The 13069-nt window shown below is 70.4% G+C and carries 14 protein-coding genes; 2 read left to right on the forward strand and 12 right to left on the reverse strand.

Annotated elements, in window-relative coordinates; all coding sequences use genetic code 11:
• Positions 1-255 precede the first annotated feature (255 nt).
• The gene (locus K1J57_RS04940) at positions 256-615 is read left to right on the forward strand and encodes an STAS domain-containing protein (RefSeq protein WP_220563294.1); all 360 of its coding nucleotides are present in this window, start codon (positions 256-258) and stop codon (positions 613-615) included.
• 93 nt (positions 616-708) lie between these two features.
• On the opposite strand, the gene K1J57_RS04945 is transcribed toward K1J57_RS04940, so the two are convergent.
• On the reverse strand, positions 709-1419 hold the full coding sequence (locus tag K1J57_RS04945) for a M50 family metallopeptidase (RefSeq protein WP_220563295.1): 711 nt from the start codon (positions 1417-1419) through the stop codon (positions 709-711).
• A 299-nt stretch (positions 1420-1718) separates the two neighbouring features.
• Between K1J57_RS04945 and K1J57_RS04950 the strand changes: the two genes are divergently transcribed.
• A complete protein-coding gene (locus tag K1J57_RS04950; protein ID WP_220563296.1) occupies positions 1719-1994 on the forward strand; it encodes a hypothetical protein in 276 nt (91 codons plus the stop codon).
• A gap of 56 nt (positions 1995-2050) precedes the next feature.
• Here K1J57_RS04950 and K1J57_RS04955 read toward each other — a convergent pair whose 3' ends face one another.
• The 11 genes from K1J57_RS04955 to ectA form a co-directional block, all read right to left on the reverse strand.
• On the reverse strand, positions 2051-2488 hold the full coding sequence (locus K1J57_RS04955) for an SRPBCC family protein (RefSeq protein ID WP_220563297.1): 438 nt from the start codon (positions 2486-2488) through the stop codon (positions 2051-2053).
• Positions 2489-2780: 292 nt separating this feature from the next.
• The gene (locus K1J57_RS04960; RefSeq protein WP_220563298.1) at positions 2781-3770 is read right to left on the reverse strand and encodes an NUDIX hydrolase; all 990 of its coding nucleotides are present in this window, start codon (positions 3768-3770) and stop codon (positions 2781-2783) included.
• The gene (locus tag K1J57_RS04965; protein ID WP_255646849.1) at positions 3767-5806 is read right to left on the reverse strand and encodes an RNA degradosome polyphosphate kinase; all 2040 of its coding nucleotides are present in this window, start codon (positions 5804-5806) and stop codon (positions 3767-3769) included. Before K1J57_RS04965 ends, K1J57_RS04960 begins: the two co-directional genes overlap by 4 nt.
• Before the next feature lie 323 nt (positions 5807-6129).
• A complete protein-coding gene (locus K1J57_RS04970) occupies positions 6130-7059 on the reverse strand; it encodes a CPBP family intramembrane glutamic endopeptidase (protein ID WP_220563300.1) in 930 nt (309 codons plus the stop codon).
• A 145-nt stretch (positions 7060-7204) separates the two neighbouring features.
• Complete coding sequence (gene ehuA, locus K1J57_RS04975) at positions 7205-7996, reverse strand: ectoine/hydroxyectoine ABC transporter ATP-binding protein EhuA (protein ID WP_220563301.1); 792 nt, start codon at positions 7994-7996, stop codon at positions 7205-7207.
• Positions 7983-8621, reverse strand: coding sequence for an ectoine/hydroxyectoine ABC transporter permease subunit EhuD (gene ehuD / locus K1J57_RS04980; RefSeq protein ID WP_220563302.1), 639 nt, complete (start codon positions 8619-8621; stop codon positions 7983-7985). Before ehuD ends, ehuA begins: the two co-directional genes overlap by 14 nt.
• Positions 8622-9347: an ectoine/hydroxyectoine ABC transporter permease subunit EhuC gene (gene ehuC, locus K1J57_RS04985; RefSeq protein ID WP_220563303.1), complete on the reverse strand. Its 726-nt coding sequence runs from the start codon at positions 9345-9347 to the stop codon at positions 8622-8624.
• Positions 9348-9353: 6 nt separating this feature from the next.
• On the reverse strand, positions 9354-10220 hold the full coding sequence (gene ehuB / locus K1J57_RS04990; RefSeq protein ID WP_255647115.1) for an ectoine/hydroxyectoine ABC transporter substrate-binding protein EhuB: 867 nt from the start codon (positions 10218-10220) through the stop codon (positions 9354-9356).
• 394 nt (positions 10221-10614) lie between these two features.
• On the reverse strand, positions 10615-11007 hold the full coding sequence (locus tag K1J57_RS04995) for an ectoine synthase (RefSeq protein ID WP_220563305.1): 393 nt from the start codon (positions 11005-11007) through the stop codon (positions 10615-10617).
• A 111-nt stretch (positions 11008-11118) separates the two neighbouring features.
• On the reverse strand, positions 11119-12384 hold the full coding sequence (gene ectB, locus K1J57_RS05000) for a diaminobutyrate--2-oxoglutarate transaminase (protein ID WP_220563306.1): 1266 nt from the start codon (positions 12382-12384) through the stop codon (positions 11119-11121).
• Between the two features lie 86 nt (positions 12385-12470).
• Positions 12471-12938 carry a diaminobutyrate acetyltransferase gene (gene ectA, locus K1J57_RS05005; RefSeq protein ID WP_255647116.1) on the reverse strand — a complete coding sequence of 156 codons (468 nt, stop codon included), beginning with the start codon at positions 12936-12938 and terminating at the stop codon, positions 12471-12473.
• Positions 12939-13069 lie beyond the last annotated feature (131 nt).

Raw genomic sequence — 13069 nt, forward strand, 5'->3', positions numbered from 1 at the left:
GTGGACCGCCGGGGAACTTCCGACCCGCACTCGGACGTTCCCAGGGTGGCCGCGCTCCGCGCAGGCCCCGTTGCGGAGGAGAAGGCGTCACATCCCCGGCCCCGTACCACCGGGGCGGCACGCGAGGACATGATGAACCATCAGCTTGGCTACCGCGGTAACGCACTGAACGTACCGGTCGACGCCCGCGCCCGGCGCGGGATGCGGCCCGCCTCGCCTGCGCGGCGGGCACGTCCCGACTACGCCGGAGTCGCCATGCCCGCACTCACCATCTCGTCCACCCTGCACGACAGCGGCCGGGTGCTGGCGCTGGACGGCGAGATCGACCTGGCCACCGAGGGGCGGTTCCAGGACGCGGTCACCGAGGCGCTCGTCACGCAGCCGCGCGGGCGCGTCGTCCTGGACTGCACCGACCTGCGCTTCATCGACTCCAGCGGGCTGCGCGTGCTCATCCGCGCGCACAAGACCGCCCGGGAGCAGCGCGCGGTGCTGGCGATCGCCGCGCCGGCCCAGCGGATCATGCAGACCCTGCGGATCACCGCGCTGGACACCCGCATCCCGGTGTTCGGCACCGTCCCCGAGGCGCTGGCCGCGCCCCGGGCCGACAACGGCTGAGGCCGCGGGCCGGGCACGGCCACGACGGACACGGAAGAAGGGGCGCGACCGCACGGGTCGCGCCCCTTCGTGTGCCGGGGGCCGGGGGCGGCGTCAGGCCAGGAGCAGCATCCACACGCCCAGACCGGTGACGGCGAGGTTGACCAGGCCGAACACGACCACCCACAGGGTGCCGGGCAGGCCGGTGAGCCGGGCCAGCTGGTCGGCGTCGGAGTGCGGGGAGGGCTGGCGCACGCGCTGGCGCTGGAGCTCGAACACCGGGCGGATGCCGGCGAACAGCAGGAACCAGATGAACAGGTAGGCGAAGGCCGCCTGGACCTCGCTGGGGGTGAACCAGCTGATCCCGAACACGACCGCGCCGGTGCCCACCACCGAGAGCACGCCGTAGAGGTTGCGGATCATCAGGAGCATCGCGGCCAGCACCACCAGGCTCAGCCACAGCAGCGCGGTGATGTGGTCGGTCATGAGCACGACGATGCCGAGCAGGCCGATGACCGACGAGGCGACGTACCCGGCGAAGACCGTGAGGACCATGCCGACGCCGGTCGGCTTTCCGCGCGAGACGGTGACACCCGAGGTGTCGGAGTGCAGGCGGATCGCCGTGAGCTGGCGTCCGCTGAGCAGCGCCACCAGGGCGTGGCCGCCCTCGTGGGCGATGGTGACGACGTTGCGGGCCACCCGCCACACGGGGTTGAACAGCACGGCCGCCAGGGCGAGCACCGCGGCGCCGATGACGATCCACTGCTCCGGCTCGGGTTGGGTGGTCAGCACCTCCTGCCAGACGTCACCGAAGGTCGTTTCCACCAGTGGTCCCCCAACTGCGTCTCGACGGCTCTCCCGGCCCGGACGGGCCGGGGCACTGCCCGAACTCTAGCGATCCGCCGGGACGGGCCCGAACGGCGCGGATCGGTGCGGAATGTGAGACGGCCGCGGCGGGTCGGCGGTTCGTCCGGACGGCCGAAAGCGGCGGACGGGGGCGGACGCGTGCCACGCTTCGTCGGAGATGTGTCCCGAACCGGGGCGATGAACTGGCCAAACCACTCCGCGCGACCTACAGTCGCAACCGTTGGCTATTGACCAACTACTAAGAGTGAGGAACTTCCGTGAAACGGATCGCTGGAATCGCCCTGATGACGCTCACCGCCGGTGCGGCCCTCGGCCTCGCCGCGGCGCCCGCCTCGGCCGGCGGCCACGACGGCTACGGGTACGACCACGAGCGTCCCGCCCTGGTCCAGGGCCACGAGGGCTACGGCTACGACCTCGAGCGCCCCGCCCAGGTCCAGGGCCACGGCCACGGCCACGGCCACGAGGGCTACCCCGGCTACGGCGACATGCGTCCCGCCCTGCTCCAGGGCCACTCCGGTTACGGCTACTACTAGCCGCACCCGTGACCGAAGGCGCGGCCCGGCTCCGGCCGGGACCGCGCCCCCTCCGGTCATCCGCGCTCGGCCAGCTCCTTCAGGCGCACCAGGGTCGCCTCGATGCCCCGGGCGTTGCGCGCGGGCATCCCGCCCAGCACGTAGAACAGCGGGAACCCCCGGGAGTAGTCGAAGGTCTCGGTCACCCGCGTCCCGCCCCCGGGCAGCTCCTCCAGCTCGTACCGCCACCGGTGCGGGCCGAAGTGCCGCCAGGCGATGAGGCGGTCCTTCTCGTACTCCACCACCCGGTTGGTCATCCTGTACGGCAGGCCGAACATCTTCATGTCCATGCCGAACCGCGCGTCCTGGACCAGCTCCGGCGGACCGAAGAGGCTGCCGCGCACGGTCCCCGATCCGTCGATCTCCGGGTGCCGGGCGGGCGACGCGAGGATCTCGAAGATCCGGGCGGCGGGAGCGTCGACCACCGCGCTCCGGGAAACCTTGTATTCAGCCATGCGGCCATCATGGCAGCACGCCCTGAAGGGATCCTTCCCGCCTCCCGGACCGCACTCACGGCCTGTTCTTTGGGTGCTCTCCTGCGCCGCTGGGGGTTCGTGAGGCGCCCGGCGGGGTTCTGGAGGCCCGGAGGAGATGTCCGAGGAACGAGGATGTCGACGCAGGGCCGAAGGTTCCCGCCCTCGGGGGGCGCCGAACAAGGTAGCCGAACTGCGGCCGCAGGCCGTCCGTTGAGGGCGGTGGCGGGCGACGGGCGGGCCGAAGCGCAGCGGAGGTTCAAATGAACACGCCCTATCCCCGGACCGCGTGCCTCTCCACGCCGGCCAGCTCCCCGGCGGCCACGTGGACCACCCAGAACGACCCCTTGCGCAGTCCCAGCTGCTGGGTGATCGGCGCCCCCAGCCGGGTGAGCGCCTCCTCCATCAGGTCCGGGATCAGCTCCCCGTGCGTGCACACCACCGTGGGCCGCCCGGCGCCGAGGATCTCGGCGAACGCCTCGCGGGCGCCCTTGACGTCGTAGGGCGGGGTGCCCTCCCGGACCGTGAAGGCCCGTTCGGTGCGCATCTGCACGTCCGCCTCCACCGTGTACGGCAGCATCGACTCGGTGCAGCGCGCCGCCGCCGACGACACCACCTCGGGCCGCCCGTAGGCGCCCAGCACCCGCGGCAGGGCCAGGGCGTCGGCCCGGCCGACCTCGTCCAGGGGGCGCAGCAGGTCGCTGTCGTCCCAGGTGCGCTTCTCCCCCGCCGACAGGTGCCGGAGCAGGATGACCGGGAAGGTCGCCGCGGGTCCGGCCCGGAAGTTGTCCAGGACCTCCACGTCGTGGTCGTAGGTGAGGCGTTCGCGCGCCTCCCCCACCGGGACCCACTCGACCCGGTCGACCTCCTCGTTGGCCTGGTAGTCGATGGCCCCGCCGGCTTCGGCGGGGGTGGCCGCCCACCACTCGACCTGCTTGGGCCAGCCGTCCTTGAGGTAGCGCTGCGGGGGCAGGCGGCGGCCCAGCACGGGGTTCAGGCCGGTCTCCTCCTGCACCTCGCGGACCGCGCCGATGATGGGGTGCTCGCCGTTCTTGAGCTTGCCCTTGGGCAGGGTCCAGTCGTCGCGGGCGGGCCGCCGGATGAGGACGACCTCGGTCCCGGCGTCCCCCTCGCGCCACAGCAGGGTGCCGCCCGCCCGGATGGGCTCCAGGTAGCCGCCGACCGCAGCGGTGCGGGGCGGGAAGGCGCTGGTCACCCTGACCTCGCCGGCCCCCTCCGCGGGGGTGTCGCCCTCCGCGCTCATCCGCCCTCCACCACCCGCAGGTGGCGGTCGCCGCGCAGGCTGTCCTGGAGGTCCACCAGGGGCTGCCCGTCGGGGGCGTGGGTGACCCGGTCCCAGATGCCGTCGGGCTGCAGGCGCCACGAGGACGTGTCGTCGGACATCGCCAGGTCCATCAGGCCGATGAGCCTGCGGCACTGCTCCCCGTCGGAGATGCGGACCAGCGCCTCCACCCGGCGGTCGAGGTTGCGGGGCATGAGGTCGGCGCTGCCGATCCACACCTGGGGGCGCCAGCCGTTGGCGAACACGAAGATCCGCGAGTGCTCCAGGAAGCGGCCCAGGATGCTGCGGACCCGGATGTTGTCCGAGAGGCCGGGCACCCCGGCGCGCAGGACGCAGCTGCCGCGCACCCACAGGTCGACGCTGACCCCGGCCTGGGAGGCGCGGTAGAGGGCGTCGATGATCTCCTCGTCGACCAGCGAGTTGACCTTGATGCGGATGTGCGCGGGCTCGCCCTTGAGGGCGTTGTCGGTCTCGACGGAGATCTGCTGGAGCAGGCCCTCGCGCAGGGCCGCGGGCGCCACCAGCAGCCTGCGGTAGTGCTTCTTGCGGGAGAACCCGGTGAGGCTGTTGAACAGGTCGCTGACGTCCTCGCCCACCTCGGAGGAGGCGCTGAACAGGCCGAAGTCCTCGTAGATGCGGGCGGTGCTGGGGTTGTAGTTGCCGGTGCCGACGTGGCAGTAGCGGCGCAGCAGCCCGTCGTCGTCCTTGCGGATGACCATGGACAGCTTGCAGTGGGTCTTGAGGCCGACCACGCCGTAGACGACGTGGCAGCCCGCGTGTTCGAGCTTGCGGGCCCACTGGATGTTGTTCTGCTCGTCGAAGCGGGCCTTGATCTCGACCAGGACCACGACCTCCTTGCCCTCGCGGGCCGCCTCGATGAGCGACTCCACTATGGGCGAGTCGCCGCTGGTGCGGTAGAGGGTCTGCTTGATCGCGACGACCTTGGGGTCGCCGGCGGCCAGGGCGAGGAACCGCTCCGTGGTGGTGGCGAAGGACTCGTAGGGGTGGTGGACCAGCACCTCGCGCTCGCGGATGGTGGCGAACAGGTCCCCGGAGGTGAGCGCGCGCGGCTCGACCGGGACCATCGGCGTGTAGTGCAGCTCGGGGCGGTCCAGGTCGGCGATCTGGGCCAGGCCCGCCAGGTTCAGCGGACCGGGGACCCGGTAGATCTCCTCCTCCTCGGCGCCCAGCTCCTCGGCGAGGATCGCCAGCGTGTCGTCGCTGATGTCCTCCTCGACCTCCAGCCGCACCAGCGGCCCGAAGCGGCGGCGCAGCAGCTCGTTCTCCAGGGAGGTGACGAGGTCGTCGGTCTCGTCCTCGTCGACCTCCAGGTCGGAGTTGCGGGTGACCCGGAAGGCGTGGTGGTCCACGACCTCCATGCCCTCGAAGAGCTGGGGCAGGTGGGCGGCGATGATGTCCTCGACCGGCACGAAGCGGCCGCCGCCCTTGGTGCTCAGCTCGATGAACCGGGGCAGCGAGCCGGGCACCTTGACCCGGGCGAACATGCGGCGCTCGTCGCGCGGGTCGCGGACGGTCACGGCCAGGTTGAGCGACCGGCCGGAGATGTAGGGGAAGGGGTGGGCCGAGTCCACCGCGAACGGCGTGACCAGCGGGTAGATGGAGCGGCGGAAGTACCCGTGCAGGTACTCGCGTTCGGCGGCGTCGAGGTCGTTCCAGCGCACGATGCGGATCCCGACCTCGCGCAGGGCGGGGGCGACGCTGTTCTGGAAGCAGGCGGTCTGCCGCAGCACGAGGTCGTGGGTGAACTCGGAGATCCGTTCGAGCAGGTCGCGGGGGTGGTGTCCGCTCGACGAGGCGACGGAGAGCCCGGTGGCGAGCCGGCGCTTGAGGCCGGCGACGCGGACCATGAAGAACTCGTCGAGGTTGCTGGAGAAGATGGACAGGAAGCGGGCGCGCTCCAGCAGGGGGATGTCCTTGTCCTCCGCCAGTTCGAGGACCCGCTGGTTGAAGCGGAGCCATCCCTCCTCGCGGTCCATGAAACGATCGGCGGGGAGACCTCGGGGCTCGGTGGTGCTGGGACCGGCTGGCGTCGATACGGGTTCCGTGCTCACAGCTGGCAGACTCCCCCCTTTTCATGACCGGCCGGTGACATCCCCGTGAGGGGGAAATGACCGCGACACGACCGCTATGGACCTTCTGTACCCAGATGCACACGAACACCTGCACTTACCGAGCATAGATTGCGCAGGTTTCGGCCCATGCACGTGACAACGGCCGGAATAGGGAAGAAAAGGCGAGCCGACACACCGGACCACCGACCGAACATTCGGACTTTTCGGACCTAAGGCGCGATTCCGCCCTACATCATCACAGGTTCCAGATCGGGGGGCGTGAGGATGAGGAACACGCCGATCCGCAACAGTACGTTGAGCCAGGTGTTGCGGAAGCACAGCCACAGGTAGCCGTAGAGCAGGCTCGCCGTGCCGTAGGTGAGCAGGGCCAGCCCCAGGTCGTAGACCGGGCCGTGCCCGGGGAGCTGGGCCACCGGGTCGTAGGGCTGGATGATCGCGTACATGAGGGCGAAGAGGATCGAGGTGGCCACGATCCCTCCCCACGGCCCCATGATGATCTCCAGCCTCGTCTGCACCATCCCGCGGAAGAAGATCTCCTCGCACACGGAGATCAGCGCGAACGCCAGCACGAACCCGAAGAGCGGGAACGAGGGCTCGGGCAGGCCGTTGACGGGGACCAGGATGTAGCCGACCAGCGCCAGCACGAGGACGACCGGGACCAGGCCCAGCCACCGCCAGGGCTGCTCGACCTTGAGGGCGATGGAGGGCATGGCGGTCCCGCGGCCGTCCAGGACCACCCCCGAACGGTCCATGACCAGCAACGGCAGCGTGAACAGGAACAGCAGCCGCGACACCAGGGACGACGACATCTCGAGGTCGGCCCCGATCTCCGCCCCGTACATGTGCAGGATGGTGCTGAGCACGAACAGGCACAGCACGAACCCCACCAGGAACAGGGCCAGCCAGCCGAGCTCGCGGTTGATGGGGTGGGTCTGCATGGCGGCGGCGATGCGCCGGTCCAGTTCCGCCCGCTCGCCGAACGCCCCGACCAGCCCCCAGGCCACCAGGCCCCCCAGGAGCATCGGCCCCCAGGAGATCAGGAACAGGACCGGGGTTCCGAAGATGTCGTGGCGCAGGCCGGGATCGACGGCCAGGGTCACCGCGATGACCAGGAGGGCCGCCGCCGTCCACCCGGCCAGCCCCCATCTTCGCACCATGGTCACAAGAGTCCCCCCTGCCTCAGAACACCCATTCTGCCCAGGAGGAAACCAAAAGCTACTTTACGACTACGGTATGTCGCCATCGAAGACCCCGGGGGCGGGCGGGCCCGCGGCCCGCCCGCCCCGGGGAACGGCGCTCCGGTCAGTGCCCGTTGTCCAGCACCGAACGGAGGAACTCCTTGGTGCGGTCCTCCCTGGGGTCGCCGAAGATCTCGTCCGGCGTCCCCTCCTCGGCGATCCGGCCCTTGTCGAACATGAGCACCCGGTGAGACACGTCCCGCGCGAACCCCATCTCGTGGGTCACGCACAGCATCGTGATGTCCGTGGTCTCGGCGACCGTGCGCAGCACGTCGAGCACCCCGGCCACCAGTTCCGGGTCCAGCGCCGAGGTCACCTCGTCCAGCAGCAGGATCTCCGGCCGCATCGCCAGCGCGCGGGCGATCGCCACCCGCTGCTGCTGGCCGCCGGAGAGCTGGGAGGGGTGGGCGTCGATCTTGTCCGACAGCCCCACCAGGTCCAGCAGCTCCTCGGCCCGGGCGTCCGCCTCCCCCCGGGACAGGCCCAGCACGTGGACCGGGGCCTCGGTGAGGTTCTTGCGGACCGTCATGTTCGGGAACAGGTTGAACTGCTGGAACACCATCCCGATCCGCTTGCGGCGCGGGCGCAGGTAAGCCTCGTTGGCCGGGACCAGCCGGCCCCCGCGGGACATGTGGCTGAACGGCTCGCCGTCCACCTCGATCAGGCCGTCGGTCACCTTCTCCAGGGTCATGAGCAGGCGCAGGATGGTCGTCTTCCCCGAGCCGCTCGGCCCGATCAGGGTGACCCTCTCGCCGGGGGAGACCGAGAAGTCCAGGTGGTCCAGCACGGTGAGGTCGCCGAAGCGCTTGACCACCTGGTCGAAGTTGATCAGCGCCGAAGTGTCAGACGGCGGCATAACGTCGCTCCAGTCGTCGGATGATGATCGCGGAGGGGATGCTGACCAGGAGGAACAGGAACCCGACCACGGTGTAGGCCTCCACGATGCGGAAGTCCGCGCTGCCGACCTGGCGCGCGGTGGCGAGCAGCTCGACCACGGTGATCGCCAGCAGCAGCGGGGTGTCCTTGAACATGGCGATGAGGTAGTTGCCCAGCGCCGGGATGACCTTGCGGATCGCCTGGGGCAGCACCACCGCGCCCCAGGTGCGCGAGGCGGGCAGGCTGAGCGCCCGGGCCGCCTCCCACTGGCCCTTGGCCACGCCCTCGATCCCGGAGCGGTACACCTCGGCGGTGTAGGCCGCGTAGTGCACGCCCAGCACCACGATGCCCACGGTCAGCGCCGACACCGTGGACGGCGCCAGCGCGAACACGAACACCAGCTGGACCAGCAGCGGGGTGGTGCGGACGAACTCCATGACGGCGTGCACGGCGGTCCCGACCACCGGCACCCGGCGGACCATCGCGATGGCCAGCCCCAGCACCAGGGCGATGAGGTAGCCGAGCAGGGTCGCCTGGACGGTGACCGCCAGTCCCCGCATGAGGTCGGGCAGGACCCGGAAGGTCCATTCGAAGTCCCAGAACATCTACTTCGCACCCCCCGACGTGGTGAGCGCGGGCGGCCGCAGCAGGCCCAGGATCCCCCGGCCCCCCGGTGGTACGCGCCCCAGCCGGTGGTTGGCCCGGCGCTCCAGCAGGCGCACGCCGAAGATGAGCACCTGGGCGATGAGGAAGTACAGGATCAGCGCGCCGCTGAAGGCGAGCACCGTCTCCCCGGTCGCCTGGCGCATCCGCTCGGCGATGGCGCTGATGTCGGCGACGCCGATGAGGTAGGACACGGCGGTGGCCTTCATCAGCTCGATGGACAGGTTGCCGAAGGTCGGCAGCATCTGCGCCCAGGCCTGCGGCAGGATCACCAGGCGCATGCGCTGGAACCAGGTCATGTCCAGGGCGACGGTCGCCTCGAACTGGGCCTTGGGCACGGCCTTGATCGCACCGCGCACGACCTCGGCCCCGTAGGCGCCGATGTTGAGGCCCACCGCGATGATCGCCGCGAACCGGCCGTCCAGCTGGTAGCCGGTCAGGACGGGCAGCGCGTACGCCATCCAGAACATCAGCACCAGCGCGGAGACCCCGCGGAAGACCTCGACGTAGGTCGTGGCCACGGCCCGCGGCAGCCACTCGGGGCGGGTGCCCAGGATGCCGAAGAACAGGGCCAGGACGAACGCCAGCGCGAGACCGCCGGCGGTCAGCTGGATGGTGACCCAGGCGCCGTCCAGGTAGATCGGCAACCGCTCGATGAGGAAATCCACGAGGGATCAGCCCTCACAGAGCTCGGCGGTGGTGGTGCCGTCGGGCAGGTCGGCCTCGGTGAAGCCCCACTCCTCGCCCAGCTCCAGCAGGCGGCCGCTCTCGGTGAACTCGGCGATGACCCGGTTCATCTCCTCCAGCAGCCCCTGCTCGGCGGGGCGCACGCACAGGCCGCCCCAGCCCTTCTCCTCGCGGCCGTCGATCTCCGGGAAGAAGGGCTCGGTGACCTCGAAGTCGCCGCCCCGGTCCTGGAGCAGGTAGTGGTGGGAGACGCTCAGCATGGAGACGGCGTCGACCCGGCCCGACTCCAGCAGCTCGTAGCCGGTGGTCTGGTCGGGGATCAGCTCCATCTGGCCCGCCGGGACGCCGAAGTGCTCCGCGTAGCCCTGCTCCACCGAGGCGTTGAGCACCGCGAGCCGCAGGTCGGAGTTGTCCACGAAGTCCGTGAAGTGGCTGATGTCGTGCGGGTTGCCGGACTCCACCATGAACGCCTCGGGCGAGGTGGCGGTGGGCTCGGTGAAGGCGACCTGTTCGCAGCGCTCCGGGGTGATGAACATGCCCGCGGCGATCACGTCGAACTGGCTGGCCTGGAGACCCGGGATGAGCCCGTCCCAGGCGACCGGGTTGGCCCGGATCTCGGGGACGCCCAGCTCCTCGAAGACCGCCTGGGCGACCGCCGGGGACTGGCCCGCCGGGTTGTTGTCGCCGTCCACGAAGCCGAACGGGATCTCGTTGGCCAGCCCGACGTTGACGAAGCCCTGCTCGCGCAGCCTGTCCAGGAGTCCGGTGTCGGCCTGTCCGCCGCCGCCGGCGCCCCCTCCTCCGCCGTTCTCGACGCGTGTGCACGCGGCGAGCCCGAGGGTGATCGCCCCCACGCCGGCCAGGCGGAACGCGTCCCGGCGCCCGGGGGCCCGTCGACTGTTCGCTGATACCTGCATCTTCACTCTCACTCCTCGCATCGCTCGCGCGGTCCGTCGCGCTCCGCGGGTGGTCCCGCTCGGCGCCGCGCCGTGGAGTCTCGGCCCCGCCGCTGGTCGGCGGCCGGTCCGGCTCCGGTACGGGGGTCTCCCTCCCCGAGGCCCTCCGGAGGTAACGACCCCCGGGTGGTCCGTTATGTACTGGTTATTCAATGGGCGGTACAACGACCGCGGATGCACCGGTATCTACCCCGTCGCAGTACATCCGTCACCCCGGGTGACGGAAAGCGGGAGCGGTCCCGGGCTGACCCGGGACCGCTCCCGCGGGGGCCTCTCCTCAGGGAGGGCCCGGTCAGTCCGTTTCCACGACCAGCGGGTAGACGCCGTTCTCATCGTGGACCTCGCGGCCGGTCACCGGCGGGTTGAACACGCACAGCACCCGGAAGTCGGTCTTGGGGCGGACGGTGTGCCGCTCGTGGCCGTTGAGGAGGTAGAGGGTGCCGGGGGTGATGATGTGCTTCTCCCCCGTCTCCTCGTTGGTCAACTCGGCCTCGCCCTCGATGCAGTGGACCAGCTCGACGTGGTTGGCGTACCAGAACGTCGACTCGGTACCGGCGTAGAGCACGGTCTCGTGGAAGGAGAAACCGACCTTCTCCTTGGCCAGGACGATGCGTCGACTGCGCCAGTTCTCCGTCTTGATGTCCGCCTCGGTGTCGGTGATCTCGTCCAGGCTGCGAACGATCACGGGATTCCTCCTCATCGGTGCGCTCGGGTGCGCACATGGCTGTCGTGTACGGCACGGGGCCGGCCGGCCACCCCCACGGGCGGCCGACCGGCCCCGAGCGGTGTCCGTGTGTCAGGCGGGCTGGGCGACCTTGACGGCGGCGCGCGCCGCGTCGGCCATGATGTCCAGGCCCGCCGTCAGCTCCTCCTCCGTCATGGTGAGCGGGGGCAGGAGCTTGGCGACCTCGTCCTCGGGACCGGAGGTCTCCAGCAGCAGGCCGCGCTCGAAGGACTCGGCGGCGACCCGCTTGGCCACGGAGGTGTCGGTGAACGCCAGCCCCCGGGCCAGGCCCCGGCCGCGCACGTGCGCGCCCAGGTCGACGTGCTCGGCGGCCATCTCGTCCAGGCGGGCGGCCACGAGGTCGCCCTTGGCCTTGGTCGCGGCGCTGAAGGCGTCGTCCGTCCAGAAGCGGCGCAGCGCCTCGGTGCCGGTGACCATGGCCGGGTTGAAGCCGCGGAAGGTGCCGTTGTGCTCCCCGGGCTCCCAGACGTCGAGCTCGCGCTTGAACAGCGTCAGGGCCATGGGGAGACCGTAACCGCTGATGGACTTCGACAGGGTGACGATGTCCGGAACGATGCCGGCCTCTTCGAAGCTGAAGAAGTCGCCGGTGCGCCCGCAGCCCATCTGGATGTCGTCGACGATCATGAGCATGTCGTGCTCGCGGCACAGCTCCGAGAGCTCGCGCAGCCACTGGGCGCCGGCCACGTTGATGCCGCCCTCGCCCTGGATGGTCTCGACGATCACCGCGGCGGGCTTGTCCAGGCCGCTGCCGCTGTCCTCCAGCAGGCTGCGCAGCCACAGGAAGTCCGGGGTGCGCCCGTCCATGTAGTTGTCGAACGGCATGGTGGCCACGTGGCCCAGCGGCACGCCCGCGCCGCCGCGCTTCATCGAGTTCCCGGTGACGGCCAGGGCCCCCAGGGTCATGCCGTGGAAGCCGTTGGTGAAGTTGACGATCGTCTCGCGGCCGGTGTACTTGCGGGCCAGTTTGAGCGCGGCCTCGACGGCGTTGTTGCCCGCCGGGCCGGGGAACTGGACCTTGTAGTCCAGGCCGCGCGGCCGGAGTACGACCTCCTCGAAGGTCGCGAGGAAGTCGCGTTTGGCGACGCTGTAGGCGTCCAGGCTGTGGACGATGCGGTCCTCGGTGAGGTAGCGGATGAGCGCGGTCTTCAGCTCCGGGTTGTTGTGCCCGTAGTTGAGCGATCCGGCTCCCGCGAAGAAGTCCAGGTAGGGACGGCCCGACTCGTCGTAGACGTGGCTTCCGACGGCCCGGTCGAAGACCGCCGGCCAGTTCCGGCAGTATCCGCGGACTTCGGATTCCAGGCGCTCGAAGGTCTCCATCGTGGGTTCCTCGGTTCCTTTCCCCAGGTTCGTGGGCTCATGGCGTGGCCGCTCGATGGGTTGGTCGACGCGGTGCGGATGGCCGGTCACACGTGTGCTTCGTCGGGGAGACCCAGGGGTCCGATGCGCACGAGGTCTTCGGGCTCGTGTGAGTCTCCATTCTCCTTCGGGAAGTGCTCCTCGGAGAAGAGTGCGGACCATGTGATCCGGGCCCGGCGGTCGCGCGCGAACGATGCGAAGAGCGCTCGCGACGCGGTGTTGTCCGGGGTGACGGTCGCCTCCAGGTGGTCGATGCCCCGTTCGACGATCCGGTCACCGATGAAGTCGAGCATGAGTCGGGCCAGTCGGCGGCCCCGGTGGGCCGGGTCCACGGCGACCTGCCAGAGGAAATAGGTGTCCGGGCTGTCAGGTCGCACGTAACCGGTGACGTAGGCGATGGGACGACCGGCCTCGTCGCGGGCGACGACGCTGGTCGCGGCGAAATCCCGGCACCAGAGGGCGTAGGCGTACGGGGAGTTGACGTCCATCCCCGCCTCCCGCGCCAGGGCCCACAGGTGCGGGCCGTCCTCGGGGCCGGGATGTGCCAGGCGCACGTCCCCACGGCCCGCGGCCCCGGCGCTCTGCGCGGAGCCGTGCGCTCCCTCGTCGGTTCGGTCGCGGGCTTGGAGATTCGTTCGTAGATGCG

Origin of the sequence: Nocardiopsis sp. MT53 (assembly GCF_019598965.1) — a bacterium.
GTDB classification, from domain to species: Bacteria; Actinomycetota; Actinomycetes; order Streptosporangiales; family Streptosporangiaceae; genus Nocardiopsis; species Nocardiopsis changdeensis.